Raw genomic sequence first — 26,476 nt, forward strand, 5'->3', positions numbered from 1 at the left:
TCGCCTCGGATGCAGTTTGCGGGAGGAAGAGGTCCATGTCATTGCGTCGAGCGGGTGTTTGCGCGGTCGTCATCTGGAGCCAACTGATGGTGGTGCCGGCCGTCTCCTGGCAGCACTGGGGCGGCGATGCCGGTGGGACGCGGTTCTCTCCGCTGGCGCAGATCACGCCTTCCAATGTCGATCGGCTCGTGCCTGCCTGGGACTATCACACCGGGGATCTGCAGAGCCGGCCGCCCGCGGCCGCCTTGCGGACCAAGTTCGAGGCGACGCCGATCCTGGTCGAGGACAGCCTGGTGTTCTGCACGCCGTTCAACGAGGTGGTGGCGCTCGATCCCGGCACCGGCGTTCAGCGCTGGCGTTTCGATCCCAAGGTCGGCAACGGACGGCGCCCGGCCAATCGCTATGCCTGCCGCGGCGTTGCCTATTGGGTGGACGAGCGGGCGCCGGCCGGCGCGGCGTGCCGCAGCAGGTTGTTCATGGGCACCGTCGATGCCCGCCTGATCGCCCTCGATGCCCGGACAGGCCAGCCCTGCGCCGGCTTCGGAGCGGACGGTGAAGTGCGGATCGACATCGCCAAGGACCTGCTGTGGCCAGGCGAATTCCAGATCACCTCGGCGCCGGTGGCGAGCAGGGGTGTCGTGGTGGTCGGCTCATCGATCGGCGACAATGTGCGGGTCGATGCGCCCGAAGGCACGGTCCACGGCTTCGATGCGCGCACCGGCGAGCTGCGCTGGCGTTTCGATCCGCTGATCCATGACGGCATCGCGGCGGGACATGCGAACGTCTGGGCGCCGATGTCGGTCGACGAGGTGCGCGGCCTCGTGTTCCTTCCGACATCCTCGCCCAGTCCGGATTTCTTTGGCGGTGCGCGTCCGGGTGACAACAGGCACGCCGATTCCGTGGTCGCTCTGCGGATCGAGAGCGGCGCACTGGCCTGGTCGTTTCAGACCACGCATCACGACGTCTGGGACTACGATCTGCCGGCGCAGCCGACCCTGGCGCGGATTGAGACCGGGCAGGGTGCACGTGACGTCGTGATGCAGCCGACCAAGCAGGGTTTCGTGTTCGTGCTCGACCGCGACACCGGCACGCCGATCTGGCCGGTGGAGGAGCGCGCGGTGCCGCAGGGCGCCGTCGAAGGTGAGGTTCTGTCGCCGACGCAGCCGTTCCCGACCCATGTGCCGCCGCTGCTGAATCAGCACTTCGAAGTGGCAGAGGTCTTCAGGGCCGTGCCGCGCGTCGTCGATTCCTCCTGTGACGATCAGCTCGCGGCGTTGCGCAATGATGGTCTCTACACGCCAGCGACGACCCGGGGCGCGTTGCTGTTTCCAATGACCGGAGGCGGCGTGAACTGGGGCGGCGTGGCGTTCGATCCCGTGCACCAGATCCTTTACGCCAATATCAGCCGCGCCATCCACATCGTCAGGCTGATCCCGCGCGCCGAAGCTGACCGGATGACGCCGCCGCGCGGTGTCGATTTCGGATTGCAGCGCGGGTCACCGTTCGCGGTGACGCGGGTGGTCGCCATGTCCAGGCTCGGCCTGTTGTGCAACCGGCCGCCATGGGGCGAAATGGTCGCGGTCGATCTCAAGGCCGGCAGGATCCTGTGGCGCTCGACGGTCGGCACCACCGAGGATCGCGCGCCGCTCGGGCTGGCGTTCAAGTGGGGCACGCCGCTCGTCAACGGCGTCGTGGTCACGGGCGGCGGCCTCGTCTTCACCGGCGCGATGGACGCCTATCTGCGCGCCTTCGACGCTGTCTCAGGTCAGGAGCTCTGGCAGGGCCGGTTGCCGGCGCCGGGAATCGCCAATCCGATGACCTATGAATGGAAGGGCGAGCAATTCGTGGTGATCGCAGCGGGCGGCCATTCGGAGGCGGGAACGTCGCTCGGCGACAGCGTCGTGGCGTTTCGGCTGGCGCGCGATGGCGAAGGGCCCTCGCTGTGGTCACGGACGATTGATCGTCCGGGCGGACGGTTCGCCGCCGGCGCCCTGCTCGCGGTCGGGGTGCTGGTCGGTCTGTTGGTGACGTTGTGGCGATGGCGCCTGCGGCGGGTCTAGCCCGCCGCGCCGCTATCAGTCGAATGCGACGCCGATCCGCTTGTCGTGGCTCCAGACTGCGTGGCAGCGCCGCGTGAACTTGTCGGCCGGGATCACCAGCGTGAAGGCTTCGGGCAGACCGACCGGGCTGACCACCTCGACCCTGGCGCCGGTGTCGGACATGTTGCGGACCATGCAATCGACCGCGCCGCCGCCGTCGAATGCCAGCCTGCCCTGCTTCAGCACCCGATGCCTCGGTGCAATGCGCTTGTCACTCGTCTCGCTCATGGCCTGTAACCCGGTGCCGAATGGCGTCACCTTTCGCGTCAAAAGCACCTAAAATAAATCAGTCTCGCGTTTCGATCAGATGAATCCGGCCTGCGAAGCCCGGGCCGTCGCCTTCATGTTTCGTTAACCCCCCGGGCAGAGAGGCCGCAGATCAGAGCATCGCGAAGGCGCTCGACACCATGGCCACCGGCTTGCCATCGCCGGCGCTGGTCAGTGTGACCCGGCCGAAGCTCATGGTGCGGCCCATCCGCACCACGCGCGCATCCGCCAGCACGTCGGCGGAGGCAACGGCGCGCATGAAATGCGTGGTCTGGTCGACAGTGGTCATCGGCCGGTAGCCGCCGCTCGCGGTGACCATCCCGATCACCATCGCGGTATCGGCAAAAGCCATCAGCGCCTGGCCGCAGACGACGCCATTGTCGCGGCAGAGCCGCGGCGAGAACGGCATGCGCAGGATGGCGCCGGCTTCGCCCTGCGGAGACGGCGCGATGTCCTCGACGATCAAGCCAAGATCCTTGATCCAGGGCGCGAACACGTCATCGAGGATGCGCCTCGCGTCGTCGGTGGTGAAGTTCAGGGTCTCGTTCGGCACGCGCGGAGGTCCTTCCATGATCGTGTCATCGATTTGTCTTGGCATCGACTTGCCTCGCCGCGATCGGCGGAGCCGCCGGAATGTTGCCGCAGAGCGGCGGCTTGAAAAGGCCGGAGTTGGAAAACTATGATGAGGGCACACCGTGGAACAGACGGCAGGTGCGCGCAGACGATGCGGCCGTGAACATCCCGACCTGTGGTCCACCGTTCCGGCACAGTGCCGCGGGCTTGGCGCATGGCGAAGCGATGGTATAAGGCGCCTATACCGGGGAGTAACCAATGAAGAAGCTGATCGTGACGATGGCGGTCGCCGTGCTGGCCGGCTGGGCGGTTCCCGCAATGGCGCAGATGCCCAACATCAACCTTCTCGCCGACGGTCCCTCCAAGTCGCCCGAGGAGAAAGAGGCCGAAGCGGCGCGGGAGCAGGCCTACAAGGACACCATGCGCAAGATTCCGGACGCCAAGACGAGCGCCGATCCCTGGGGCAACGTCCGGGCGGCGGAGCAGCCCAAGGCGGCGCCTGCCATGAAGACCACCGCGGCCAAGAAGCCGAAGGCTGTCGGCAGCACCAACTGAGATTTATCGCGTTCGGGTCGGCGGGCTCTGATCCTCCCGGGCCCGCTTGCCTGATTGCGGACTCGGATTCCTCGCGGCCCCGTCTATATTGACGGTGTGGCAGCGCGTTGGAGTTCGTCGATGGGGATGCGTCCTCGAGACATGGCCAGCCGGATGGCGGCCCGGCGCCAGAGGAAGAGCGCAGGCCCGGTTCGCGACGGCTACGTTCGTGATACGTTCACGCTGCCGCGCGAGCAAGCGCGCGCCAAGGCCCGCGATTATCTGACCCGCTATCCCAAGGCCGGCTACATGAGCGCCGTCGAAAGCTGGCGCGAGCTTCCCGATGGGGCCATCGAGTTCACGATGCGGCGGCTTCCCAGCGCCGATTGAATCATTCCGGCTAGCGCCTCATTCCTTCTCGCCGAGAAGCTTGCGCGTGTCGCGATTGATGAAATGAAGCCGCGTGCAGGCCTTGCAGACCACGGTTTCATAGGCGTACGCGGGATCGCCGGGCTTCGGCTCTTCCAGCCAATGCTGCACGTTCATCCCCGTTCGCGGACATTTGAAGATCAGATTACCCATACAAATTTAAATGTCTGCCAGGATGCAGACAGGCATTTTGATCTGGATCAAGCTCGGCTGGCGAAATGACGCGCAGTCACCTCGCCGGCCACAGGCTTCGGTTGTGGTTCTCGTCGGTGACGATCTACAAGAGGTGTGGCGAGCCGTCAGGCCTGATCCAGCGACTCGGCGACGATCCGGATGCGGAAGACCGGCTGCCGTGCCTCGTCGAGCAGCTCCATCTGCCATTCGGAGTTTTCGGCGAGCTTGCGCGAGATGCTGCTGGCCATGTCGGCACAGACGGTGGTCATCTCTTTCCAGGCTGCGTTGCGGTCGGCGCACTCGGTCCCATACTCGGACGCGCCTGAGAAGTGGCCGTTACGGATACGAAAGAAATAGAGCGGCATTGCCAAAACCGGTGAGCCCTGACCGCCCCAGGCCGCTGGGTTTGATGTACGCATCGCAAATGGAAGCGCAAAACCCCCTCGGATCAATTCCGGTAAAATACGGTCGGTCGCGCTGTCCGTTGAGCTGATTGCCGTTGAGGATGTGCGGCGCAATCGGACGGATTGCGGGCCAACGAATGAGCCTCGGAGAATGAGCCTCGGACCGCCGCGGTCCGAGGCTCGGCGTCAACGTCGTAGCTTCCCAGCGAGGGCAGTTCGGCAATGACGTAGTTAGACTAGTGCGAAACTAGTAGGCGTGCCTTGCGTCAGATCAAGGTTGCCATCTCGATCAATCGCCGTGGGACGCGCGCCTAGCTGTGATCGAAGATTCGTTCCGGCACGACTGTCAGTCGGTAGGCGATCTGCGTCGCGCCGTCGACCAGTTCCAAGAGTTCATCGCAAGCCGGACAACGCCTCTCTCCCGCGGCGCCTTGCTGCGAGTGAAGCTCGATCCTTTGAAGGCCGGCCCTGCAGGACGGGCAGGTCACGTCATCTCTTGTCATCGCCAATATGAAGCGCAACGCCAGCGATCCGTTCCTCGACATCACGACAATGACGGGGGGATGCATCCCGAGCGGAGCTATCAACGTCGAAAGCCCCGGACGTCGTCCGGGGCTTTCTTTCGGCGCGGATGGTTTCAGGGCCGTGCGCCTACGGGTGACGGAGCCTGCAAATGTTGTAGCTGGCAGGCTACAAGGGATCGGTCGACGGCACACCACGGGCGATACACCAAAGGCGATACACCACTGACAATGTGCGGCGACATCATCGCAACGAACAAACAAATCCGGGGCTGATCAAAAATTTGCTCAGACGTACGACAACCACGATTCTATAACGCAACCCAAAGTTTATGACAATGGTTTGTGGCTTGAAGATGTCGTGAGCGCCGCGTGCTGCGTGATGCGGATCACGCCGGCTTCCATTCGGCCCACTCATTCGCCCGGTCATAGGGGGCTGCGCGAACGGCCCTCGTGGCTCCCTCTGGCATGGCACGAGACAGCGTCCTGGGGTTCGCCGTTTCATCTGTCGCTCCGTCATATGGCGGCCGTCGAGCTGTTCGCGCGCCGGCCATTGCTCCGGTCGGAACGCAGGGTGCCATTCCGATCCAGATAGCCGCGGCAGATCCGCGGACACTTCTGTTGCGGAACTTCATGGCCGGACACAGCTTGCGCGCGGCCGAGCATTGCATGCGCATCTGCATCGAAACCGTGCGCCTGCACGCACGATGAGCCGAACAAAAGCAGAAGAGGCGAGGGAACTTCGTTCCTGTCAGGAGAACCCCGGAATGTGCGATCTACGCACGCGTGTAGGAGTTTGGTAGTTTCAAGGGAAAGATCTGACGAGCACGATCGGTCCAACGATCGCGGCGTTGAAGTCGGCCAGGTCTTCGCTGGGAATCCAGTACTCGAGATGCTCGCGGCCGCCGGCCTCGCGCACCTCGTAGTTGTCGATGAAGCCTCGCAGGATCGCGAAGCGTAGCACATGGCCGCGGCCGCTCGCCGGCACGTTCCAGTCCCGTGCGATCTTCACGGCATAGTCCTCGGTCAGCACCGGGTAGAAGATCGGCTGCTCAGGAAGGCGCGGCGGAAACGCACGCATGCCCGACGCCTCGATCAACGCAAGCTCCTTTGGGCCGACGGGGCGCCACAACGTGAGGGTCTGTTCCTTGTTGGATCCGGTCATGCTGGTCCCGAAAATTGGAAGCGGTGTGCGATGCCCACAGAGAAGGACCAGCAGGATGATAGGGCAAAGCCGAGACGACACTAACAACTTATAATTGAGTCGACGTCTGCCGCAGGCGTGGGAAGCGAGGTTGGAGCGCTCGGACAGGCTGGTCGTCATTCGCGCGATCGCCGGTCGGCGGCTGCGCCGCTCGCGCACATGGCTTCCGCCTCCAGCCGGATCAGGATCCTTTCGCGGTCGCCGTCATCCAGCACCCCGTACTTCGCTTCTGGGCGCGCTGATCGGGCAGCGCTCCCTCGCTGCTGCTCGGTGGACTGCGCGCCGGCCCCCGAGTGGCAGGCGTGTTCCCGCGGTTGTCAGGGGGCTGAGAGCGGTGATTGTTGAGAAGAACATATTGCGAACAAAGAACGGATGGAGTACATTCACCTCAAGATTGCTGGCCGACCTCGTTAACCGTTTGTCCATCTCGCGAATCCCCGCCATAAGGAGCGCCAATGTCCGCCACCGCCCTGCGTATCGTCGAAGGTTCCTCAATGGATAAGAGTAAGGCGCTCTCTGCTGCGCTGTCCCAGATCGAACGTCAGTTCGGCAAGGGTTCGGTGATGAAGCTGGGCAAGAACGACCGCTCGATGGATGTCGAGACGGTGTCGACCGGCTCGCTCGGGCTCGACATCGCGTTGGGGATCGGCGGGCTGCCAAAAGGGCGGGTGGTCGAGATCTACGGGCCGGAATCATCGGGCAAGACCACCTTGGCGTTGCACACGGTGGCCGAGGCGCAGAAGAAGGGCGGCATCTGCGCCTTCATCGATGCCGAGCACGCGCTCGATCCGGTCTATGCGCGCAAGCTGGGCGTCAACATCGACGAGCTGCTGATCTCGCAGCCGGATACGGGTGAGCAGGCGCTGGAAATCTGCGACACGCTGGTGCGTTCGGGGGCGGTCGACGTGCTGGTCGTCGACTCCGTCGCGGCGCTGGTGCCCAAGGCCGAGCTCGAGGGTGAGATGGGCGAGTCGCTGCCGGGCCTGCAGGCCCGCCTGATGAGCCAGGCGCTGCGCAAGCTGACCGCTTCCATCAACAAATCCCACACCATGGTGATCTTCATCAACCAGATCCGCATGAAGATCGGTGTGATGTATGGCTCGCCGGAAACCACCACGGGCGGCAACGCGCTGAAGTTCTATGCCTCGGTGCGCCTCGACATCCGTCGCATCGGCGCGATCAAGGAGCGCGATGAGGTGATCGGCAACACCACCCGCGTCAAGGTGGTGAAGAACAAGCTGGCGCCGCCGTTCAAGCAGGTCGAGTTCGACATCATGTATGGCGAGGGCGTGTCCAAGATGGGCGAGATCCTCGATCTCGGCGTCAAGGCCGGCATCGTCGAGAAGTCCGGCGCCTGGTTCTCCTACGATAGCCAGCGTCTCGGGCAGGGACGCGAGAATTCGAAATCGTTCCTCAAGGCCAATCCGGACATGACTGCCAAGATCGAAGCCGCGATCCGCCAGAACTCCGGCCTGATCGCCGAGCAGATCCTGGCCGGCAATGCCGAGCGCGACGCCGACGGTGAGGAGCCGGCGGAAGAGTAGGGGTACGGCGGCGGCGGGCGCCGTGGACGTTGAGTTGCCGACGTTCCAGCGCCCGTTTGCAGATGTGTGGTGCTCTGCCGAAATCTGCGGCTGCTGCATTCCCGAATGCAGCGAGTGGGCGTTTCTGAGCGCCGGATACGATCTTCAACGCGAATAACTGAAAGCGCGTGCGCGGACGAGCGGACCGGATCCGCGCGGCGGCACCGGGATTTCCGACGCCGATCCTGGGCGCCGGGAGCCGATCGCGAATATGTTGATAGCGCCTTGAGGCAATCGGGCCGTGCCGGAGCCAACAGCATGACGCGTTTGATTCTAGCGGCCGATGATCCGAGCGCCGGAGCGCTTCGGAGGGGCGGCTTTGCCGACCTGGTGGTGCCAATTCTCCATCGTTTCGTGTGGGGACCGCTGCCATCCGATGCCGAATTATCGGCGTATCTCGTCCAGCGCACCACGCGACGGAAGCGGGGGCATTGGTTGGATTTCGCCTCGCGTAGCGACGTCATGGCGGCCGGCGGGCGGAATCACAGTTTTCTCGAACTTGTTGACCGCTGCGATAGCGTCGAGCTGTGGATGGGGACCCGTCCGAATGACCAGTTGGTGCTGATCTGGCTCTTGGATTATCTGCGCCATCACGCGGAGATCGCGACGAAGATCGTATTGCGGCATGTCGATGTACCGCTATTCGATGCCCCGGCCGGGCGACTCGCCGGTCGGACCATTGCCGGCGTAGAGCTCGCACGTGAGCATCTCGACCTGGGTCATCTGGCATGGCGGGCGTTTCGGGCGCCGACGCCGCAAGCCTGGTTCGATCTGTTGAAGCAGGATCTCAGTGCACTGCCGCAGCTTCGCCGCTGCGTGCAGGAGATGCTCGATGAGCTTCCCGGTGTTGCGACGGGCCTCGGAGCATCGGAGCTAAGAATCCTCGAATTGCTGTCAGCCGGCTATCAGCACCCATTCGACCTGTTGCCGCATCATCAGGATCGCTTTCAACGGCGCGTCTATGACTATTGGGAAGGAGGCACGTTGCTCGACGGTCTGGCGCTCGCGCCGGTGCCTGCAATTTCGGGCCTCGCCGAATCGCCATTCTCGGTCGAGATGCACGACAGCCGTGAACGCCTCGAGCGCTACAGGGCCAGCACGCTGTCGTTGACACCGCTCGGCAAGGCAATCCTCGCCGGCGAGGAGGATTTCAGCAGCCAAAATCCGATCCGGCGCTGGTGGGGTGGCACCGAATTGATCAACGCCAATCTCTGGCGTTGGCATGCGGTGCTCATCGCTCCGGACCCTACCACGCCTCACGTCATTGATTGTCGCGAGCCGTGGCGCCCGATCCCTTGGAGCATGCGTGAGGAGGCTTACTCCGCCGCCTGGGCGTAGTCCGCCACCGGCGGGCATGAGCACACCAGATTGCGGTCGCCGTAGACGTTGTCGACGCGGCCGACCGGGCACCAGTACTTGTCGGTGCGCGAGGTGCCCGCGGGGAAGCAGCCCTCGCTGCGCCGGTAGGCCCTGTTCCAATCGTCGTCGGCGATGTCGTGCACCGTGTGCGGCGCGTGGCGCAACGGTGAGGCCTCGATTCCGAAGCGGCCCTGCTCGACCTCGGCGATCTCCTGGCGGATCGCGATCATGGCGTCGCAGAAGCGGTCGAGCTCCGCCTTGGACTCCGATTCCGTCGGCTCGATCATCAAGGTGCCCGCCACCGGGAAGCTCATGGTCGGCGCATGGAAGCCGTAGTCGATCAGTCGCTTGGCGATGTCGTCGACGGTGACGCCGCTGCTCTGCTTGAGCGGCCGCGGATCGATGATGCATTCATGCGCGACGCGGCCGCGCTCGTTGCGGTAGAGCACCGGAAAATGCGCATCGAGCCGCGCCGCGACGTAGTTGGCATTGAGGATCGCGATCTCGGTGGCGCGGGTCAGGCCGTCGCCGCCCATCAGCAGCATGTAGATGTAGGAGATGGTCAGGATCGAGGCGGAGCCATACGGCGCCGCCGAGACCGGCCCGATCGGATGCGCGCTCGCGCCATCGGTCGCAAGGTGACCGGGCAGAAAGGGCGCCAGATGCGCCTTCACGCCGATCGGCCCCATGCCCGGGCCGCCGCCACCATGCGGAATGCAGAACGTCTTGTGCAGGTTGAAATGGCTGACATCGGCGCCGTAATCTCCGGGTCTGGAGAGGCCGACCTGCGCATTGAGGTTGGCGCCGTCGAGATAGACCTGTCCGCCGTGGGCATGGACGATGTCGCAGATGTCGCGGATGTGCTCCTCGAACACGCCATGCGTCGAGGGATAGGTGATCATGATGGCGGCGAGCTTGGCGCTATGCGCTTCCGCCTTGGCCTTGAGATCGGCCAGATCGACATTGCCGCCTGCATCGCAGCCGACCACGACCACCTCCATGCCGGCCATGTGCGCCGAGGCCGGGTTGGTGCCGTGGGCGGAGGAGGGAATCAGGCAGATGGTGCGATGGCCCTCGCCGCGGGCGGCGTAGTAGCCGCGGATCGCCAGGAGGCCGGCATATTCGCCCTGGGCGCCCGAGTTCGGCTGCAGCGACACGGCATCATAGCCGGAGATGCGGCACAGCCAGTCGGTCAGATCGGCGAACATCGTATGATAGCCGGCGGCCTGCGCGCGCGGCACGAACGGGTGCAGGCTGGCGAATTCCGGCCACGTCAGTGGAATCATCTCGGTCGTCGCGTTCAGCTTCATCGTGCAGGAGCCGAGCGGGATCATCGCACGATCGAGCGCGAGGTCGCGGTCCGCGAGCTTGCGCAGGTAGCGCAGCATCTCGGTCTCGGAGCGATGCGCGTGGAACACCGGATGGGTCAGGTACGGCCGCTGCCGCTTGAGCTCGGCCGGCAGCGCCTCGCGCGCTTCCGCCTCGATCGCCGTGTAGGAGAGGTCGCCGCCGAATGCGCGCCAGACGGCTTCGACGACATCGGCCGTCGTGGTCTCGTCTAGCGCGATCCGCAGCCTGCTGCCGTCGCGGCCGAGATTGATCCGCTCGCCTTCCGCGAGGGCGATGATCGAATCGGACTTGGCGCCGGCCTCGACGGTGATGGTGTCGAAGAAGGTCTCGCTTTCCGGCGCAAAGCCGAGCTTGCGCAGCCCTGCAGCCAGCACCGCGGTCCGTCGATGCGCGGTGCGGGCGATCGCCTTCAGCCCGTCGGGGCCATGATAGACCGCGTACATCGCAGCAATCACCGCCAGCAGCACCTGCGCCGTGCAGATGTTCGAGGTCGCCTTCTCGCGGCGGATGTGCTGCTCGCGGGTCTGCAGCGCCAGCCGATAGGCGGGGGCACCGCGCGAATCGACCGACAGGCCGACGATGCGGCCGGGCAGCGAGCGCTTCAGCGCATCGCGTACCGCCATGTAGGCGGCATGCGGTCCGCCATAGCCCATCGGCACGCCGAAGCGCTGCGCCGAGCCGATCGCGATGTCGGCACCGAGCTCGCCCGGCGAGGCGATCAATGTCAGCGCCAGCAGGTCGGCAGCGAGGATCGCGAGCGCGCCCTTGTCGTGCAGCCGGGCGATCGCGGGGCGCGGATCGCGCAGCGCGCCCGTCGTATCCGGATATTGCAGCAGGCCGCCGAACACCTCGGCGCTGTCCAGATCCTTGGCCGGGTCGCCGACGATCAGCTGCCAGCCGAGCGGCTCGGCGCGGGTGCGCAGCACCGCCAGCGTCTGCGGGTGGACATCCTGATCGACGAAGAACGCCTTGGTCTTGGTCCGCGCCGACCGCTCGGCCAGCGCCATCGCCTCCGCCGCCGCCGTGGCTTCGTCCAGCAGCGAGGCATTGGCGACGTCCAGCCCGGTGAGATCGCAGATCATGGTCTGGAAGTTGAACAGCGCCTCCAGCCGGCCCTGGCTGATCTCCGGCTGATAGGGCGTATAGGCCGTGTACCAGGCCGGGTTCTCCAGGATGTTGCGCTGGATCACCGCCGGCATCAGCGTGCCGGAATAGCCTTGGCCGATCAGCGAGGTGAAGACCTGATTCCGCGCCGCCAGTGCGCGCATATGCGACAACGCTTCGGGCTCGCTCAGCGCCGGCTCGAGGGTGAGCGGCGCCGTCTGCCGGATCGTGCCGGGTAGCGTCTGCGCCATCAGCTCCGCCACGCTCTTGGCGCCGACGGTCTCCAGCATCGCCGCGACGTCGCGCGGCGAGGGACCGATATGGCGGCGGGCGAAGCTGGTGGCGGCATCATCGAGCGGCTTGAGCGGCGTGGTCATGAGCAAATCCTCTATGCCTCGTCATGCCCCGCGAAGGCGGGGCATCCAGTAAACATCGATGGTGAGATCAGGCGGAGAGAGCGCGGCGTAGTGGATCGCCCGGTCGAGCCGGGCGATGACAGTGGTGAGTGTCGCCGCACCGCACGTCTCACGCCGTATGCGCCTTGTAGGCGGCCTCATCCATCAGGCCGCCGAGCTCGCCCCGGTCGGCGATCTTGAGCTTGAAGAACCAGGCCTTGCCGCCGGCGTCGGTGTTGACGAGCGCAGGCTCGTCGACGATCGCCTGGTTGACCTCGACCACCTCGCCGCTGATCGGCGCGTAGACGTCGGAGGCGGCCTTGACCGACTCGACCACGGCGGCAGCTTCCGACTTCTTCAGCGCGCGGCCGACCTGCGGCAGCTCCACGAACACGACGTCGCCGAGCTGGGCCTGCGCATAGTCGGTGATGCCGATGGTGGCTGTGTCGCCATCGATGCTGAGCCATTCATGGTCGGAGGTGTAGAGCGTGGTCATGGACGTCCTTCAGCGCTTGTAGGTGTTGGGAACAAAGGGCATGGCGGCGACGCGCAGCGGCAGGCGCTGGCCGCGCACATCGGCGAACAGCCGGGTGTCGATTGCTGAGAGGGCGGTCGGCACGTAACCCATGGCGACCGGCGCATTCAGCGTCGGTCCGAAGCCACCGGAGGTGACCTGGCCGATCGGTTCGGCCGAGTCGGCGCTCGCGAACAGCGGCGCGCCCTCGCGCACCGGTGCGCGGCCCTCGGGCCTGAAGCCAACGCGGCGGCGTGTCGCACCGCCATCGAACTGCGCCAGGATCCTGTCGGCGCCCGGGAAGCCGCCAGCACGCGCGCCGCCGGTGCGGCGGACCTTCTGCACCGACCATTCCAAGGCGGCCTCGACCGGCGTCGTCGTCGTGTCGATGTCATGGCCGTAAAGGCAGAGCCCGGCCTCCAGCCGCAGGCTGTCGCGCGCGCCGAGCCCGATCGGCAGCACATTCTTGTCGGACAACAGCGCTTCGGCGAGCTGCTCGGCCTTGGCGGCGGGAACGGAGATCTCGTAGCCGTCCTCGCCGGTATAGCCGGAGCGGGAGACGTAGCAGGGGAGCCCGTCGACCATGCGCGGTCCCGCATCCATGAACCGCATGCCCTCGGCCTCTGCACAGAACTTCGCCAGCACGGAAGCGGCCTTCGGCCCCTGCAGCGCCAGCAGCGCGCGGTCGGTCAGCGGCTGCACGTCACAAACGTCGGAGAGCCCGTCGCGCAGCAGCTTGATGTCGGCGTCCTTGCAGGCGGCGTTGACGACCAGCACCAGGTGCTCGCCGAAATTCGCCACCATCAGGTCGTCGAGAATGCCGCCGTCGGCGTTGGTGAATTGGGCATAGCGCTGCCGGCCTGCCGGGATGCCGACGATGTCCTGCGCCACCAGCCGCTCGAGCGCGGCTCCGGCGTCGGCGACCTTGCCGGATTTCGGCACCAGCGCGACCTGGCCCATGTGGGACACGTCGAAAAGTCCGGCCGCGCTGCGGGTATGGAGGTGTTCCTTGAGCACGCCGGGGGCGTACTGCACCGGCATCTCATAGCCCGCGAAGGGCACCATCTTGCCGCCAAGGCTGACATGCAGCGCATGGAGCGGCGTTCGCTTCAAAGAAAGGGGGGCAGCCGGTTCAGCCATCGATCAGGGGTCCTCGCGCGGTTCCTCGGGACCAGTCCCGAAAAACGCCACCGAAGCCCCATCTGTCGCTGTGCCTGAGAGTATTATCCCGTCGGCGGACGCGGTCCGGTCAAAGCCCGGCCAGCGTCTCTTTCCAGATGCAGTTGCAGTCGCGAGGGTCCTTTTGCCTGAGAGTTTCCGGGGCGGTTGCTCCTTCGGCGCCGACCCTTGAAGTTCAACCAGAACCTCAGAAGACCGGTCTCTCCCGACGCGACTGTCGTCTATGTCCCGGACCAAACACCAGCCCGCGCAGGCTGTCAACGCGTCACTCGGGCTTTCAACCAGCTTTAGGAGCCGTGCAGCAAGCCCATGATGTTTCTGCACAGTTTCTGGACACGCGAAGTCCCCTTGTCTAAAAGCATCACCGCCGAATTCCCGGACTTCTTCGATTGGATTGCTATGAGCGGCGTCAACGAGATCAGGTCGACCTTCCTCAACTTCTTCGCCGCGAACGGCCACGAGATCGTGCCGTCCTCGCCGCTCGTGCCGCGCAACGACCCGACCCTGATGTTCACGAACGCCGGCATGGTGCAGTTCAAGAACGTCTTCACCGGCGTCGAGAAGCGCGCTTACAACCGCGCCACCACGTCGCAGAAATGCGTGCGCGCCGGCGGCAAGCACAACGACCTCGACAATGTCGGCTACACCGCCCGGCACCACACCTTCTTCGAGATGCTCGGCAACTTCTCGTTCGGCGACTATTTCAAGGAGAACGCCATCGAGCTCGCCTGGAAGCTCGTCACCAAGGAGTTCGGCCTGCCGAAGGACAAGCTGACCGCGACCGTCTACATCGACGACGACGAGGCGTTCGGGCTCTGGAAGAAGATCGCCGGCCTGCCGGAATCCCGCATCATCCGCATCAGTGGCTCGGACAATTTCTGGCAGATGGGCGACACCGGCCCGTGCGGCCCGTGCTCGGAAATCTTCTACGACCACGGCGACAAGATTTGGGGCGGCCCGCCCGGCTCGCCGGAGGCCGATGGCGACCGCTTCATCGAGATATGGAACCTCGTGTTCATGCAATATGAGCAGCTCGAGGGCGGGGTCCGCAATCCGCTGCCGAAGCCGTCGATCGACACCGGCGCGGGCCTGGAGCGCGTTGCCGCGGTGCTGCAGGGCAAGCACGACAACTACGACATCGACCTGTTCGTCGCCCTGATCCGCGCCATCGCCGACCTCACCAATGCCGACCCGCAGGGCCCGCAGAAGGCGTCGCTCCGCGTCATCGCCGACCATCTCCGCGCCTCGTCGTTCCTGATCTCCGACGGCGTGCTGCCGTCGAACGAAGGCCGCGGCTATGTGCTGCGCCGGATCATGCGCCGCGCGATGCGCCACGCCCAGTTGCTCGGCGCCCGCGAGCCCTTGATGCACAAGCTGGTCGGTACGCTCTCCCGCGAGATGGGCCAGGCCTATCCGGAGCTGATCCGCGCCGAGGCGCTCATCAAGGAGACGCTGCGGCTCGAAGAGACCCGCTTCCGCAAGACCCTGGAGCGCGGGCTGGCCATCCTCGACGAGAAGTCTGCCACTCTGAAGAAGGGCGACATGTTCGACGGCGACGTCGCCTTCACGCTGTACGACACCTACGGCTTCCCGCTCGATCTCACCCAGGACGCGCTGAAGTCGCGCGGCATCAGCGTCGACCAGGCTTCCTTCACCGACGCCATGGACCGCCAGCGCGCCAAGGCGCGCGCGGCCTGGGCCGGCTCCGGCGAGGCTGCGACCGAGACCGTCTGGTTCCCGCTGCGCGAGAAGCTCGGCGCCACCGAGTTCCTCGGCTATGAGACCGAGACCGCCGAAGGCGCAGTGACCGCGCTGGTCAAGGACGGCGCCGAGGTCGAGAGCCTCAAGGCCGGCGAGAGCGGCGTCATCGTGCTCAACCAGACCCCGTTCTACGGCGAATCCGGCGGCCAGGTCGGCGACACCGGCCTCATGACCGGCGACGGCGTCCGCGTCCGCATCACCGACACCCAGAAGAAGGCCGGCGACCTGTTCGCGCATATCGGCACGGTAGAGCAGGGTACGCTCAAGCTCGGCTCCGCGCTGCAACTCGACGTCGATCACAGCAGGCGCTCGGCGATCCGCGCCAACCATTCGGCGACCCACATCCTGCACGAGGCGCTGCGCCAGGTGCTCGGCGACCACATCGCCCAGCGCGGCTCGCTGGTCTCGCCCGACCGGCTGCGCTTCGACTTCGTCCATCCGAAGCCGATCTCTCCGGAAGAGCTCGCCCGCGTCGAGGACATCGCCAATGACGTCGTGCTGGAGAACGCCGAGGTCACCACCCGCCTGATGGGGCTGGACGATGCCCGCGAGGCCGGCGCCCGCGCGCTGTTCGGCGAGAAATATGGCGACGAGGTCCGCGTCGTCTCGATGGGCGACGCCGCGCGCGAGCAGGGCTCGAACGCGATGGGCTGGTCCGTCGAGCTGTGCGGCGGCACCCATGTCAGGCGCACCGGTGACATCGGCCTGATCGCGGTCACCTCCGAGAGCGCGGTGGCGTCCGGCGTCCGCCGCATCGAGGCGCTGACGGCGCGCGGCGCGCGCGCGCATGCCAACCATAATCTGTCGCTCGCCAAGGCCGCCGCGGCCGAGCTGCGCACCACGGTCGAGGACGTACCGGCGCGCATCACCGCGCTGATGGAGGAGCGCAAGAAGCTCGAGCGTGAGCTGTCGGACGCGCGCAGGAAGCTCGCCATGGGTGGCGGCCAGGAGACCGGCAACGGCGCTCCCGCCGGGATCCGCGACGTCGGCGGCATCAAGCTGATGGCCCGCGCCGTCTCGGGCATCGAGATGAAGGATCTCAAGTCGCTGGCCGACGAGGCCAAGAAGCAGCTCGGCTCGGGCGTCGCCGCGATCGTCGGCGTCACCGAGGACGGCAAGGCCGGCGTCGTGGTCGGCGTCACCGCCGATCTCACCGCGCGTTTCAATGCGGTCGACCTCGTGCGCGCCGCGTCCGAGGCGTTGGGCGGCAAGGGCGGCGGCGGCCGTCCCGACATGGCCCAGGCCGGCGGCCCCGACGGCGGCAAGGCGGAGGCCGCGCTGGCCGCGATCGAGAGCGCGATCGGCAAGGCCAGCTGATCGTGCCGCCGCTCGGGCCGGGCGAGAGCGTTCGCGATCCCGATCTGCGCGACCGGCTGTACGAGCTGCTCGAGCACGACCATCTGCCGAGCACGCACGGCTCGCGCGTCGTCCAGTTCATCGTGCTCGTCATCACGCTCGACGTGCTGGCGGTGGTGCTGGCATCGGACCCGGACATCGCGGCCGCCATTGGCGGACTGCTGCGCGCGATCAAGATCGGCGCGCTGATCGTCTTCGCCGCGGAGTATGTCGCCCGTCTCTGGAGCGTCGCCGGCCACATGCCGCGGCGGCAGTCGCCGCGCCAGGATCGCTTCGCTTACGCCTTCTCCGCGCTCGGCGTCGTCGACCTCCTGTCCTTCGTGCCGGCCGCGATTGCGCTCGTGCTTGGCGACCGCAGCCTGGAAGCGGTGTGCATCGTGCTGCCGTTCCTCAAGCTGGTGCGCTATTCGCCGGCGCTGCGCTCGCTGCTGTCGGCGGTGCAGGCCGAGCGGCGCATCTTGATCGGCTGCCTCGTGATCCTGGCCGGCGCGGTGCTGCTGTTCGCCTCGCTGCTCTACGCGGTCGAGCGCGACGTCCAGCCGGACAAGTTCGGCACCATCCCGCATGCGATGTGGTGGGCGATTGTGACGCTCGGCACCGTCGGCTATGGCGACGTCGTGCCTGTGACGCCGCTCGGCCGCATCATCACGGTGTTCGCGATCATCTGGGGCTTTGCCATGATCGCGCTGCCGGTCGCGATCATCTCGACCGCGTTCGCCGAGGAGATCAAGCGGCGCGACTTCGTCGTCACTTGGGGCATGCTGGCGCGGGTGCCGCTGTTCTCGCATCTTTCGGCGTCCGAAATCGCCGACATCATGCGGCTGCTGCGCGCGCGCACGATCGAGTCCGGCGAGGTGCTGGTGCGGCGCGGCGATGCCGCCTCCTCGATGTATTTCATCACTGCCGGCGAGGTCGAGATCGAGCTGCCGACGCAATGCGTCAAGCTCGCCGACGGCACGTTCTTCGGCGAGATCGCGCTGCTGCATCGGACCAAGCGCTCGGGCACCGTGACGGCGACACGCAAGACCCGGCTGCTGGTGCTCGACGCGCAGGATTTCCACGCCTTGATCGCGCGGATGCCGGCGCTGGCCGCGCATGTCCGGACCATCGCCAAGGCGCGCATGGCCGATTCCGGCGACCTCGCCCTCGCCGAGCTGTCGCAGGCCGAGCACGACGACCAGACGGACGGGTAGGTCCGAACAACGAGTTCTGCTGTCATCCTCCCCTGGAGGGGGAGGGTCGCCTCGCGGGGAGCGAAGCGAGACGTGAGGCGGGGTGGGGTGATCTCTCCGGCAGCACCAGCATCCGTGGCTTCACCCCACCCCGCTCGCCCGCTTCGCGTGCGATCGACCCTCCCCCTCCAGGGGAGGGTGAGACCGAGATCGTCGCCCAAGACAGATTGCCCATCAACGTCCTCGCTGCGGCGAGCGGGGAGTGGCGCAGCTACGAGCTTTATCTCATCTACCAACCAGTCAAACAGCCGGGCATGCCCACGCGGTCCCGCGGCGCGGTCGCGCCCGGGGGATGCGGAAAGCATTCGCCCTCGATAGTGATGAGGGCGCAGGGAATGCCGGGTGAGGGCCTCACCCATGGCCCGCCTGCGAAAAAAATGCAGGCGGCAGGTACCACAGGCAAAGCCGGTTCATCCGGCATTCCCTGCGCGGCGGTTTTAACGCTTATACGCGATCTCCTCGGTGCACCGGGCTTGTTGGCCACCGTGCGCGACGACGCGCTTCTCGCTCGCCGCCGCGGGGACACCAGCTTCGGGGTGTCAGGACCACGCGACTTCACGTCCGCAAGCGCATCATTCGTCCGCGCATGAAGCGCGCTGATGCCCTCACGTCCACCGCATTGCCGGCCCAACGTTTCGTGACGACGCGTACGCCCCTCATCCGGACCGGAACGAAGGGAGAATAGGCATGGTCTGCTGATTTTCGGAAGTAGTTTATTTTTGCGCGAAGCTCTTGAAATGAGCGATGATATTGAAGTCGCTGACGAAACGCGACGTTCCGGCGAGCGCCGATCGGGAGGCGGCGGAGACCGATTTCGTTGCATGAAAGGCAGGGACGCTGCTCGTCGGGCAAATCAACGAACAGGAGGTCACGACCGAATTCGACCCCATCGCTCTGACCTGCGCGGCGCAGCAAGCCGGCGGCTGTCTGCGGTACAACGGCCATGGCGCTCAGGCGTTCGAGACGGCAGCTTGTGACCAGAGTGCACGCTGCAAACGCAAGCGTTACAGGTAAATCGCGCAACCTCGTTCTTCGAGCTCAGCGAACCAGTTCGGGCGTGAAATCGTCGTCACCCAGCGCAGATCAAGCTTTTCGAGACGTGGAAGCTTGAGCAGCGCTTCCGGCAAGGCGGCGACAGGGTTCCCTCTCAAGTCGATCTGCCGCAGCTCCACCATTGAACCGATATCTTCCGGCAAATGGGTCAAGCTATTGTTCCTGAGATGCAGCTCACGCAGCCGCGTCAACTTGGAAATGGTCGTCGGCAGAGTCGTCAGGCGATTGTCGGTCACGCGAAGTTCGAGAAGTCCTGACATCTCGGTAACCGCGTCGGGCAGTCTCTCGAATTCGTTTGCGCTGATGTTGAGGTAGCGCAACCGGGTAAGTCGCCCCAACGACGATGGAAGCTCTTTCAGCGCATTGTCGTGCAAGTACAGGAAGTCGCTCAGGCCGACGAGTTCGCCTAGCGCAGCCGGAATCTGCCGTAACAGGTTGTGGCCCAGGTCCAGCGTTCTCAGGGCGCGTAGCTCGCCGACCCTGTCCGAGATCTCCACCAGGCGATTGTCGGCCAGCACGAGCGATTGCAGGTTCGTCCGATCCCAGACATGATCCGGCACGGCGCCGAGCGCCTGTTTCCACAAGGACAAGTGCAAGTCCGACGCGTTCCTCACAGCCGGATCATGCCTCGACTTCACCCGGAGACCAAGGGCAGTTCTGATCCATCTCGGGCCTTTCGGTCCGCGGCGGAAGTTTACGCGATCGAGGTTCAACTGTAAGCAAGCCGACAGTGACACGACAACGCAGTTTCTGACCCGAAGCTGGCTGACCCGCCAGCCGGCGCGTAACTGGTGTTTACAAACTTGAACCGCAATTGCCGATGCAATTCTGGTGGGTTGGATTTCATGGGATCGATGCTTTGAGAACGGCAATTGCATTGCTGCTTGTTGCAGTTGCGCTGTCAGTGTCCGCACGGGCCGAGAACGACAAATTACGTCAAGTGGTCTCAAACCTCAAAGCCTGCGTCCGCACGCATGCACCAACGGCCAAAGCCGCTGGGGTTAATACAGCAGGCGACGCCGTCAACTTCTTCATCGAGACATGCGGCCCACCGCCCAATTATCTTGGGCGAGCAAACGTGGGCACGATCCCTCCTGGTCTGCTTCGGGGCGTCGTTCGCGATGAGTGGAATGCCTTCATTCAAGATGCGCAGCCTCGCTAGGACGTACGACGCGCTCTGTCCTTGTCATTGCGAGCGCAAGCGAAGCATTCCAGACTGTCTCTCCGAAGGATTCTGGATTGCGTCGCTGCGCTCGCAATGACGCGCGCAGACATCCTGCTTCCAGGCGAGCCGCTCGCCGCCGATCGCCTCACGCAAATTGCGCGAGGCCGTGGCCGACCGACCAGTTCTCCTTGGCGGCGTCGAGGATGGTCATGAACAGGTCCTCCGGCCTGATGCCGGGGCTTTCCCCAAGCAGCTCGGCGATGCGTCGGAACAGCGCCTTCTTCTGCTCTCGCGTGCGGGTGTTGAAGACGGTGATCTGGATGTAGACGAGATCGTCGCTGCGGTTGATGCCGAAGGCGTTGCCATAGCGGAAGTTGGAAGGATCGTGCTCGGTGATGGTCATGAACTGATCGTCCTCCGGCACGTCGAGCGCCTCGCGCATCGCCCGGTAGAGGCTGTCGAAGATCGCCTGCCGGTAGGCCTCCGGCTTGCCCGCGCGCAGCGAGATGTGAAGCAGCGGCATCCCTAGTCCTTTCATCCGTGATGTCGGCTGAGAGGTTAGATGCGGCGGTGCGGTTCGGGTATGCTGGGGATCGAGATATCAGTCATAATGGCTGGAAATGACCGAACACCCGCTCGACCTGGACGAGGTCCAGGCCTTCGTCCGTATCGCCGAGCTCAACAGCTTCACCCGTGCCGCCGAGGCGATGCAGACGACCCAGGCCGCGATCAGCCTGAAGCTGCGGCGGCTCGAGAACCGGCTGGGGTGCCGGCTGATCGAGCGCACGCCGCGTCATGTGCAGCTCTCGGAGCGAGGCAGGGTCTTCCTCGATCCTGCCCGTCAGCTGCTGGCAGCGCACGACCGCGCGCTCGCGGTGTTCGCCGGTGTGCGGCAGCGTCTGATCATCGGCATCAGCGACCATGTGGCCGGGCCAGAGCTGCCGGCGCTGATCGCGCGCATGAACGACCATGATCCGCATCTCGTGGTCGAGATCCGCATCGGATCGTCGGCCGACCTGCTGCAGAGCTACGACCGGCGCGAGCTCGAGGCGGTGATCGTCCGCCTGCATGCCGGACGCAGCGATGGCGACCTCGTGGCCGAGGAGAAGTTCGGCTGGTTCGCTGGCCCGGATTGGGAGCCGCGCGCGGGCGAGCCGTTGCCGGTCGCGACCATGGCCGAGCCGTGCGGCGTGCGCGCGATGGCCGCGCAGCATCTCGATGCGGCCGGCGTGTCCTGGGCCGAAATCTTTGTCGGCGGCGGCGTTGCGGCGGTCGTCGCGGCCGTCACGGCCGGGCTCGGCGTTGCCGCGCTCGCGCCGCGCATGCTGCCATCGGGCGCGGTCGATGTCGGCGCAAGGCTCGGATTGCCGGAGCTGCCCCGGCTGCCGGTCGTGCTGCACACGCGGGTGAGGGATGGCCGGGCGCGCGCGGCGCTCGATGCCCTCGTGGCGGCCTTCCGAAGCGCGGTGCGGGCGTGATGCATGCGGCGCGTGCCGCGGCGCAGGTGACGGAGCTTGGAGCTGAGATCAACTCCGAACGCTATTTCGACGGCCGGATTGATGTCCTGCTCGCGGATGGATCGCGCGTGCCCGCGCGCAGATCTGATCGCTCTTGGAATTGGCTCCTCAGGGGTCGCCGGGGTGGAATTGACGTAAGCCTTATTCCGCAATGCGGGATGTGATACTCATGTCACAGTTACGGTTATACCGACTCCCAAATATAATATGACTATTCAAGGGCGCCCTGGTGCTTGCTAGGATTGCCATCCAATCTCAGGTTGACGAAATCGCTCCTCGAATGAGCGGCGGCCGGGATTGAGCCGTGGGGAAGCGCGTGCCGGGACGGAGGCTCTGGGCCGGACGCGACAGAACAACATCCAGAGCCTGGGGACGCTGCGAGGAGCAGGAAAAATGAGTGGGTTTGCGACGACCGCGCGCATGTGCGGCGTAGGGGTTGCTTTGTCTTGTTTGTTGGGTGGCGGTGGTGCGGTCGCGGCCGATCTGCCGATGAAGGCGCCGCCGATTCCCTATGCGGGTGTCGATGATTTCTGGACGCGGCCGTATCTGTTCGGCGATCTCGGCCGGACCAGGCTGAAGGAGCAGGGCATCTCGCTCGCGCTCACGCTCGGCGACGAAGCCGTCACCAATCTGTCGGGTGGCTCGCGCAACACAGCGGCCAATGCCGGGCAATTGTGGTTCGAAGCCAAGTTCGACATGGCCAAGCTCGCCGGCATCCAGGGCGGCATGATTGGCGTGACGCTGGTCGATCGCTTCGGCAAGAATCTCAACAGCGAGGCCGGCATTCCGGCGCTGCAACTGACCAACGAGGTGTTCGGCCGCGGCAACATCCTGCGCCTCACCGAATTCTACTATCAGCAGAAGCTGTTCGACGACCGCCTCGTGCTCAAGGGCGGCCGGCTGCCGGTCGGCTCCGACTTCTTCTTCGGCCAGTGCGAGTTCATCAACCTGACCTTCTGCGGCGGCCAGCCGGGCAACATCCAGGGCGGCTACATCTACAACTGGCCGGTGAGCCAGTGGGCCGGCGTCGTGCACTACAACTTCACCAAGGAATGGAAGCTGTCGGTCGGCGTCTACGACGCCAATCCGAACTATCTGACGACGTCGGACGCCGGCGTCTACCTCGCGCCGGGCATTCCGCGCTCCACTCCCGCCTCGGGCGTGCTGGTGCCGGTGGAAGTGGTGTGGGAGCCGAGCGGTCCGCTGAACGGCACCTGGCGCTTCGGCGGCTGGTATGACAGCGCGTCGACGATCGATGGCGGCTTGCCCGGCATCGTCGCCGTCGTCCCCGGTGGTCCCGGCGTGGGAGATCAGAACCTCAGCAGCCAGCGCGGCCGCTACGGCTTCTACGAATCGATCCTGCAGCGGCTGACGGTCGAGGGTCCCAAGGCGCAGGGCTGGTACACCTTCCTCAACACCAGCGTCGCCGATCACCGCACCTCGTATCAGGACTACCAGATCTCCTGGGGCGTCAAGCACACCGGCACCTTCTCGTTCCGTCCCGACGATGAGGTCGGCTTCGCGGTCGGCACGACGCATGTCAACTCGGCGGCGCTGACGCCGAATGCCGGCGGCAACGAGGTGCCGATCGAGGCCTGGTATGGCTGGCAGGCGACCGGCTGGATGAACCTGAAGTTCGACGCCCAGTATGTCATCAATCCGGGCGGACGCGGCTTCAACGCCGCCGGCGTGAAGACCGGCAATGCGGTGGTGCTCGGCCTGCGGACGGTCGTGCACTTCTGATCCTGTGATGTGAGCCGATGGGGCGGGTGTGCAGCATCCGCCCCATCTGCGCGAGGCGTCAGGGCTGTCCCGGCTCGCCGATCCGATGAGGAGCTGGCGTATCCTACCCATCCGGGTGGGCCGCGATGCGATGACGTCGATTGACTCTTTCGCATTGCGACACGACATCTCCTGGACCGCGACGCCGAGCTGCCAGGAGACCGCCATGACCGCAACAGACACCCATCCCGTCGCCGGCCGACGCCTGGGCGACGAGGTCGTGGACTGGCTCACCAACGGCACCCGCGACGAGCGCTTCATCGACAACATCTTCGGGCAGATGTGCAACCGGCTGCAGCGTGCCGGCATTCCGGTGAAGCGGGCCTCGCTGCACGTCCAGATCAATCATCCGCAGTGGCTCGGCGCGCGCATGCTGTGGAGCGACGGCATGGAGGGCGCCGACATCGCCCGCGTCGACTACGACGTCCGCGAGCGCTCGGAATACATCGGCAGTCCCGCCAGCGAAATCCATGAGGGCGTCGAGGAGATCCGCGAGAACCTCGCGCGCGACCCCGAGCTCGGCCGTCGGCACGCGATCTATGACGAGATGCGGGCGCAGGGCCTGACCGACTATGTCGCATGGCCGATGTATCACACGCTCGGCAAGCGCCACATCGTCACCTTCGCGACCGACCGGCGCGGCGGTTTCGACCAGGCGCACATCGACGCGCTGATCAGGCTCGTGCCGGTGCTGGCGCTGGTCAGCGAGATCCGCGTCAAGAACCGCCTGGCGCGGACCCTGCTCGAAACCTATGTCGGGCCGCATGCCGGCGAGATGGTGCTGGCCGGCGCCACCCGGCGCGGCAGCGGCACCACGGTGCGTGCCGCCATCATGATCTGCGACCTCCGGGACTTCACCCGCATCTCCGATAACTGGCCGCGCGACGACGTCATCGATCTGCTCAACAGCTATTTCGATGCCATGGTGGAGCCGATCACGCAGCACGGCGGCGAGATCCTGAAGTTCATCGGCGACGGCCTGCTGGCGATCTTTCCGCTCACCGAGCCCGCTGCCTGCGCCAACCTGCTGCACGCCGTGAGCGGCGCCCGCAAGGCGATGACCGAGCTGAACGCGCGCAACGGCGAGACCGGCCGCGCGCCGCTGAACTACGGCATCGGTGTCCATGTCGGCGACGTCATGTACGGCAATATCGGCTCGCGCACCCGGCTGGATTTCACCGTCATCGGCCCCGCGGTCAACATGGCCTCGCGGATGGAGGCGCTGACCAAGCAGGTGGGCCGGCCGGTGCTGCTGTCGCGCGATTTCGCCGAGCTCGTCGAAGGCCCGTTCGCGCTCGAGCGCGTCGGCGAATTCCCGGTGCGCGGATTCAACGACCCGATCGAGCTGTTTTCGTTCGATGGGTAGGGCATTCAGTAGGGTGGGCAAAGGCGCAGCCGCGCTGTCTCCACGTTCGAGATCGTGGTGGCGCCGTGCCCATCATCCTGCTGATGAGTTCGTGGAAAGACGGCGGGCACGCAGCCGCCTGCTGCTTTGCCCACCCTACGCGGACTTCTCCGCCGTTCACGCCTCGTCCAGAAACGGCGCGACGACCTCGCGCGTCTCAGCGCTCGTCACCACCGGCACGATCTCGAACGTCATGCCGGAGTCGCGAGCATTGGAGAGAATCCATTGCTGCAGCAATCGGGCGTCGTCGCATTCCATCAATTGGAAGCAGCGGTCGAAATTGGGTTCGATCCAGCTGCCGAGATATTTCAGCCCGTCGGGAAACGTGATGCCGGGATCGCGGACACGCCGATAGACCGGGATCGGATCGCGGTCCTTGAAACGTTCGATCACCATGAACAGCATGTGTGCGCCTCCGTCCTGACGTGCACGCATTGTGCGGTGAATCGGTGCGGGGTGCCAGCCCGGGGGGACATCGTTCGCCTGACGGACGAGGCCTCGATGGCCTCGTGGACGAGACGCCTTTCCCTGGCGCAGTCCTTGCTTCTGCGAGGGAACTCGCATCCAACGGGAAGAGAAACCAATGAAGAAGGCACGTCTCGTCGCGTACGCTCTGGTTGCAGCGGTGCTGGCCGCACCCGCCTTCGCGGAGGAGCTGACCGGCACCTTGCAGAAGATCAAGGAGACCGGCGCGATCACGATCGGCTACCGCGAAACCTCGCTGCCGTTCTCCTACATCGACGACAACCAGAAGCCGCTCGGCTTCGCGCTCGACATCTGCAACAGGATCGTCGACGAGATCAAGGCGACGCTGACGCTCGACAGGCTGGAGGTGAAGCTGACGCCGGTGTCGTCGGCGACCCGCATTCCGCTGATCGCCAACGGCACCATCGATCTCGAATGCGCCTCGACCACCAACAACATCGAGCGCCAGCGGCTGGTGTCGTTCTCGCCGACCTATTTCCTCACCGCCAACCGCTTCGTCGCCAAGGCCGCGAGCGGCCTCAAGACCATCGACGACCTCAAGGGCAAGACCGTCGCCTCGACGTCGGGCACCACCAACATCAAGCAGCTCTTCGAGGCCAACACGGCGCGCCAGCTCGGCATGAACGTGCTGACGGCCAAGGACAATGCCGAAGGTTTTCTGATGGTCGAGAACGGTCGCGCCGACGCCTATGTGATGGACGACATCCTGCTCGCGGGCCTGGTGGCCAGCGCGAAGACGCCGTCGGACTTCGTGATCTCGACCGATCAGTTCTCGATGCCGGAGCCCTATGGGATCATGCTGCGCAAGGACGATCCGGCCTTCAAGGCCGTCGTCGACCGCGCCGCCACGAAGCTCTATACGAGCCCGGAGATCGCGGCCTTGTACGCCAAATGGTTCATGGCGCCGGTGCCGCCGAAAGGCGTCAACTTCAGCTTCCCGATGACATCCGCGCTGCAGAAGGCGTTCGCGCATCCGAGCGACAGCGGCGATCCCAAGGCCTATTAGTATCTTCGGCTTATGTCATACGGC

At 65.4% G+C, this 26,476-nt stretch carries 22 protein-coding genes and 1 riboswitch; of the genes, 11 read left to right on the plus strand and 11 right to left on the minus strand.

All coding sequences use genetic code 11. From position 1 onward, the window contains the following. Positions 1–86 precede the first annotated feature (86 nt). Positions 87–2,060: a pyrroloquinoline quinone-dependent dehydrogenase gene (locus tag QX051_RS21615; RefSeq protein WP_409998123.1), complete on the plus strand. Its 1,974-nt coding sequence runs from the start codon at positions 87–89 to the stop codon at positions 2,058–2,060. A 15-nt stretch (positions 2,061–2,075) separates the two neighbouring features. Here QX051_RS21615 and QX051_RS21620 read toward each other — a convergent pair whose 3' ends face one another. Both QX051_RS21620 and QX051_RS21625 read right to left on the minus strand, forming a co-directional pair. After that, positions 2,076–2,327: a PilZ domain-containing protein gene (locus QX051_RS21620; RefSeq protein ID WP_315716061.1), complete on the minus strand. Its 252-nt coding sequence runs from the start codon at positions 2,325–2,327 to the stop codon at positions 2,076–2,078. Between the two features lie 151 nt (positions 2,328–2,478). Further along, the gene (locus QX051_RS21625; RefSeq protein ID WP_409998121.1) at positions 2,479–2,937 is read right to left on the minus strand and encodes a PaaI family thioesterase; all 459 of its coding nucleotides are present in this window, start codon (positions 2,935–2,937) and stop codon (positions 2,479–2,481) included. Positions 2,938–3,197: 260 nt separating this feature from the next. Here QX051_RS21625 and QX051_RS21630 point away from each other — a divergent pair, with 260 nt between their 5' ends. Together QX051_RS21630 and QX051_RS21635 are read left to right on the plus strand one after the other, a co-directional pair. Next, positions 3,198–3,494, plus strand: a complete 297-nt coding sequence (locus tag QX051_RS21630; RefSeq protein WP_315739911.1) for a hypothetical protein — start codon at positions 3,198–3,200, stop codon at positions 3,492–3,494. 120 nt (positions 3,495–3,614) lie between these two features. Further along, positions 3,615–3,863 (plus strand): hypothetical protein, encoded by a 249-nt coding sequence (locus QX051_RS21635; protein WP_315777525.1) that lies wholly within the window; start codon positions 3,615–3,617, stop codon positions 3,861–3,863. 18 nt (positions 3,864–3,881) lie between these two features. Here QX051_RS21635 and QX051_RS21640 read toward each other — a convergent pair whose 3' ends face one another. The 3 genes from QX051_RS21640 to QX051_RS21650 all read right to left on the minus strand — a co-directional run bounded on the left by QX051_RS21640 (position 3,882) and on the right by QX051_RS21650 (position 6,100). After that, complete coding sequence (locus tag QX051_RS21640; protein WP_315770689.1) at positions 3,882–4,013, minus strand: hypothetical protein; 132 nt, start codon at positions 4,011–4,013, stop codon at positions 3,882–3,884. A gap of 188 nt (positions 4,014–4,201) precedes the next feature. Next, positions 4,202–4,441 carry a DUF6894 family protein gene (locus QX051_RS21645; protein ID WP_012045383.1) on the minus strand — a complete coding sequence of 80 codons (240 nt, stop codon included), beginning with the start codon at positions 4,439–4,441 and terminating at the stop codon, positions 4,202–4,204. Between the two features lie 1,365 nt (positions 4,442–5,806). After that, on the minus strand, positions 5,807–6,100 hold the full coding sequence (locus QX051_RS21650; protein WP_315777640.1) for a hypothetical protein: 294 nt from the start codon (positions 6,098–6,100) through the stop codon (positions 5,807–5,809). A 560-nt stretch (positions 6,101–6,660) separates the two neighbouring features. Here QX051_RS21650 and recA point away from each other — a divergent pair. Both recA and QX051_RS21660 read left to right on the plus strand, forming a co-directional pair. Continuing rightward, positions 6,661–7,749, plus strand: a complete 1,089-nt coding sequence (gene recA / locus QX051_RS21655; protein WP_315739908.1) for a recombinase RecA — start codon at positions 6,661–6,663, stop codon at positions 7,747–7,749. Positions 7,750–8,046: 297 nt separating this feature from the next. Beyond that, entirely contained in the window at positions 8,047–9,126 is a 1,080-nt protein-coding gene (locus QX051_RS21660) for a DUF1835 domain-containing protein (protein WP_315777526.1), read from the plus strand. Here QX051_RS21660 and gcvP read toward each other — a convergent pair. From gcvP to gcvT, 3 genes are all read right to left on the minus strand, one after another. Further along, positions 9,105–11,978 (minus strand): aminomethyl-transferring glycine dehydrogenase, encoded by a 2,874-nt coding sequence (gene gcvP / locus QX051_RS21665; RefSeq protein ID WP_315777527.1) that lies wholly within the window; start codon positions 11,976–11,978, stop codon positions 9,105–9,107. The two genes, QX051_RS21660 and gcvP, sit on opposite strands and share 22 nt — an antisense overlap. Positions 11,979–12,126: 148 nt before the next feature. Next, positions 12,127–12,492, minus strand: a complete 366-nt coding sequence (gene gcvH / locus QX051_RS21670) for a glycine cleavage system protein GcvH (RefSeq protein ID WP_315770483.1) — start codon at positions 12,490–12,492, stop codon at positions 12,127–12,129. A gap of 9 nt (positions 12,493–12,501) precedes the next feature. Further along, positions 12,502–13,650 (minus strand): glycine cleavage system aminomethyltransferase GcvT, encoded by a 1,149-nt coding sequence (gene gcvT / locus QX051_RS21675; RefSeq protein WP_315777528.1) that lies wholly within the window; start codon positions 13,648–13,650, stop codon positions 12,502–12,504. 145 nt (positions 13,651–13,795) lie between these two features. Then, positions 13,796–13,907: riboswitch (glycine riboswitch) on the minus strand. Between the two features lie 181 nt (positions 13,908–14,088). On the opposite strand from gcvT, the gene alaS reads away from it, so the two are divergent. After that, entirely contained in the window at positions 14,089–16,767 is a 2,679-nt protein-coding gene (gene alaS / locus QX051_RS21680; protein ID WP_315777641.1) for an alanine--tRNA ligase, read from the plus strand. Positions 16,768–16,769: 2 nt separating this feature from the next. Then, positions 16,770–17,999: a cyclic nucleotide-gated ion channel gene (locus QX051_RS21685; RefSeq protein WP_315739936.1), complete on the plus strand. Its 1,230-nt coding sequence runs from the start codon at positions 16,770–16,772 to the stop codon at positions 17,997–17,999. Positions 18,000–19,042: 1,043 nt separating this feature from the next. Here the strand turns inward: QX051_RS21685 and QX051_RS21690 are convergent. After that, positions 19,043–19,681 (minus strand): leucine-rich repeat domain-containing protein, encoded by a 639-nt coding sequence (locus QX051_RS21690; protein ID WP_315777529.1) that lies wholly within the window; start codon positions 19,679–19,681, stop codon positions 19,043–19,045. A gap of 720 nt (positions 19,682–20,401) precedes the next feature. Next, the gene (locus tag QX051_RS21695) at positions 20,402–20,779 is read right to left on the minus strand and encodes a tautomerase family protein (protein ID WP_315739902.1); all 378 of its coding nucleotides are present in this window, start codon (positions 20,777–20,779) and stop codon (positions 20,402–20,404) included. Positions 20,780–20,876: 97 nt separating this feature from the next. Between QX051_RS21695 and QX051_RS21700 the strand changes: the two genes are divergently transcribed. The 3 genes from QX051_RS21700 (at position 20,877) to QX051_RS21710 (ending at position 24,921) form a co-directional block, all read left to right on the plus strand. Further along, positions 20,877–21,734 carry a LysR family transcriptional regulator gene (locus QX051_RS21700; protein ID WP_315777530.1) on the plus strand — a complete coding sequence of 286 codons (858 nt, stop codon included), beginning with the start codon at positions 20,877–20,879 and terminating at the stop codon, positions 21,732–21,734. Between the two features lie 432 nt (positions 21,735–22,166). Continuing rightward, a complete protein-coding gene (locus QX051_RS21705) occupies positions 22,167–23,516 on the plus strand; it encodes a carbohydrate porin (protein WP_315739900.1) in 1,350 nt (449 codons plus the stop codon). 205 nt (positions 23,517–23,721) lie between these two features. After that, on the plus strand, positions 23,722–24,921 hold the full coding sequence (locus QX051_RS21710) for an adenylate/guanylate cyclase domain-containing protein (RefSeq protein ID WP_315777531.1): 1,200 nt from the start codon (positions 23,722–23,724) through the stop codon (positions 24,919–24,921). A gap of 156 nt (positions 24,922–25,077) precedes the next feature. Here QX051_RS21710 and QX051_RS21715 read toward each other — a convergent pair whose 3' ends face one another. After that, positions 25,078–25,365, minus strand: coding sequence for a DUF3303 domain-containing protein (locus tag QX051_RS21715; protein WP_315739898.1), 288 nt, complete (start codon positions 25,363–25,365; stop codon positions 25,078–25,080). Between the two features lie 178 nt (positions 25,366–25,543). Between QX051_RS21715 and QX051_RS21720 the strand changes: the two genes are divergently transcribed. Continuing rightward, positions 25,544–26,452, plus strand: a complete 909-nt coding sequence (locus tag QX051_RS21720; protein WP_315777532.1) for an amino acid ABC transporter substrate-binding protein — start codon at positions 25,544–25,546, stop codon at positions 26,450–26,452. Positions 26,453–26,476 lie beyond the last annotated feature (24 nt).

This window comes from Bradyrhizobium sp. SZCCHNR1053 (assembly GCF_032381235.1).
In the GTDB taxonomy this organism is placed as follows: Bacteria; Pseudomonadota; Alphaproteobacteria; order Rhizobiales; family Xanthobacteraceae; genus Bradyrhizobium.

What these genes read in the sequence shown, in the direction of transcription:
- QX051_RS21615 (WP_409998123.1), top strand. Translation starts at nt 87, where the DNA reads ATGGTGGTGCCGGCCGTCTCCTGGCAGCACTGGGGCGGCGATGCCGGT.
- QX051_RS21620 (WP_315716061.1), bottom strand. Translation starts at nt 2,327, where the DNA reads ATGAGCGAGACGAGTGACAAGCGCATTGCACCGAGGCATCGGGTGCTG.
- QX051_RS21625 (WP_409998121.1), bottom strand. Translation starts at nt 2,937, where the DNA reads ATGGAAGGACCTCCGCGCGTGCCGAACGAGACCCTGAACTTCACCACC.
- QX051_RS21630 (WP_315739911.1), top strand. Translation starts at nt 3,198, where the DNA reads ATGAAGAAGCTGATCGTGACGATGGCGGTCGCCGTGCTGGCCGGCTGG.
- QX051_RS21635 (WP_315777525.1), top strand. Translation starts at nt 3,615, where the DNA reads ATGGGGATGCGTCCTCGAGACATGGCCAGCCGGATGGCGGCCCGGCGC.
- QX051_RS21645 (WP_012045383.1), bottom strand. Translation starts at nt 4,441, where the DNA reads ATGCCGCTCTATTTCTTTCGTATCCGTAACGGCCACTTCTCAGGCGCG.
- recA (WP_315739908.1), top strand. Translation starts at nt 6,661, where the DNA reads ATGTCCGCCACCGCCCTGCGTATCGTCGAAGGTTCCTCAATGGATAAG.
- QX051_RS21660 (WP_315777526.1), top strand. Translation starts at nt 8,047, where the DNA reads ATGACGCGTTTGATTCTAGCGGCCGATGATCCGAGCGCCGGAGCGCTT.
- gcvP (WP_315777527.1), bottom strand. Translation starts at nt 11,978, where the DNA reads ATGACCACGCCGCTCAAGCCGCTCGATGATGCCGCCACCAGCTTCGCC.
- gcvH (WP_315770483.1), bottom strand. Translation starts at nt 12,492, where the DNA reads ATGACCACGCTCTACACCTCCGACCATGAATGGCTCAGCATCGATGGC.
- gcvT (WP_315777528.1), bottom strand. Translation starts at nt 13,650, where the DNA reads ATGGCTGAACCGGCTGCCCCCCTTTCTTTGAAGCGAACGCCGCTCCAT.
- alaS (WP_315777641.1), top strand. Translation starts at nt 14,089, where the DNA reads ATGAGCGGCGTCAACGAGATCAGGTCGACCTTCCTCAACTTCTTCGCC.
- QX051_RS21695 (WP_315739902.1), bottom strand. Translation starts at nt 20,779, where the DNA reads ATGCCGCTGCTTCACATCTCGCTGCGCGCGGGCAAGCCGGAGGCCTAC.
- QX051_RS21700 (WP_315777530.1), top strand. Translation starts at nt 20,877, where the DNA reads ATGACCGAACACCCGCTCGACCTGGACGAGGTCCAGGCCTTCGTCCGT.
- QX051_RS21705 (WP_315739900.1), top strand. Translation starts at nt 22,167, where the DNA reads ATGAGTGGGTTTGCGACGACCGCGCGCATGTGCGGCGTAGGGGTTGCT.
- QX051_RS21710 (WP_315777531.1), top strand. Translation starts at nt 23,722, where the DNA reads ATGACCGCAACAGACACCCATCCCGTCGCCGGCCGACGCCTGGGCGAC.
- QX051_RS21715 (WP_315739898.1), bottom strand. Translation starts at nt 25,365, where the DNA reads ATGCTGTTCATGGTGATCGAACGTTTCAAGGACCGCGATCCGATCCCG.
- QX051_RS21720 (WP_315777532.1), top strand. Translation starts at nt 25,544, where the DNA reads ATGAAGAAGGCACGTCTCGTCGCGTACGCTCTGGTTGCAGCGGTGCTG.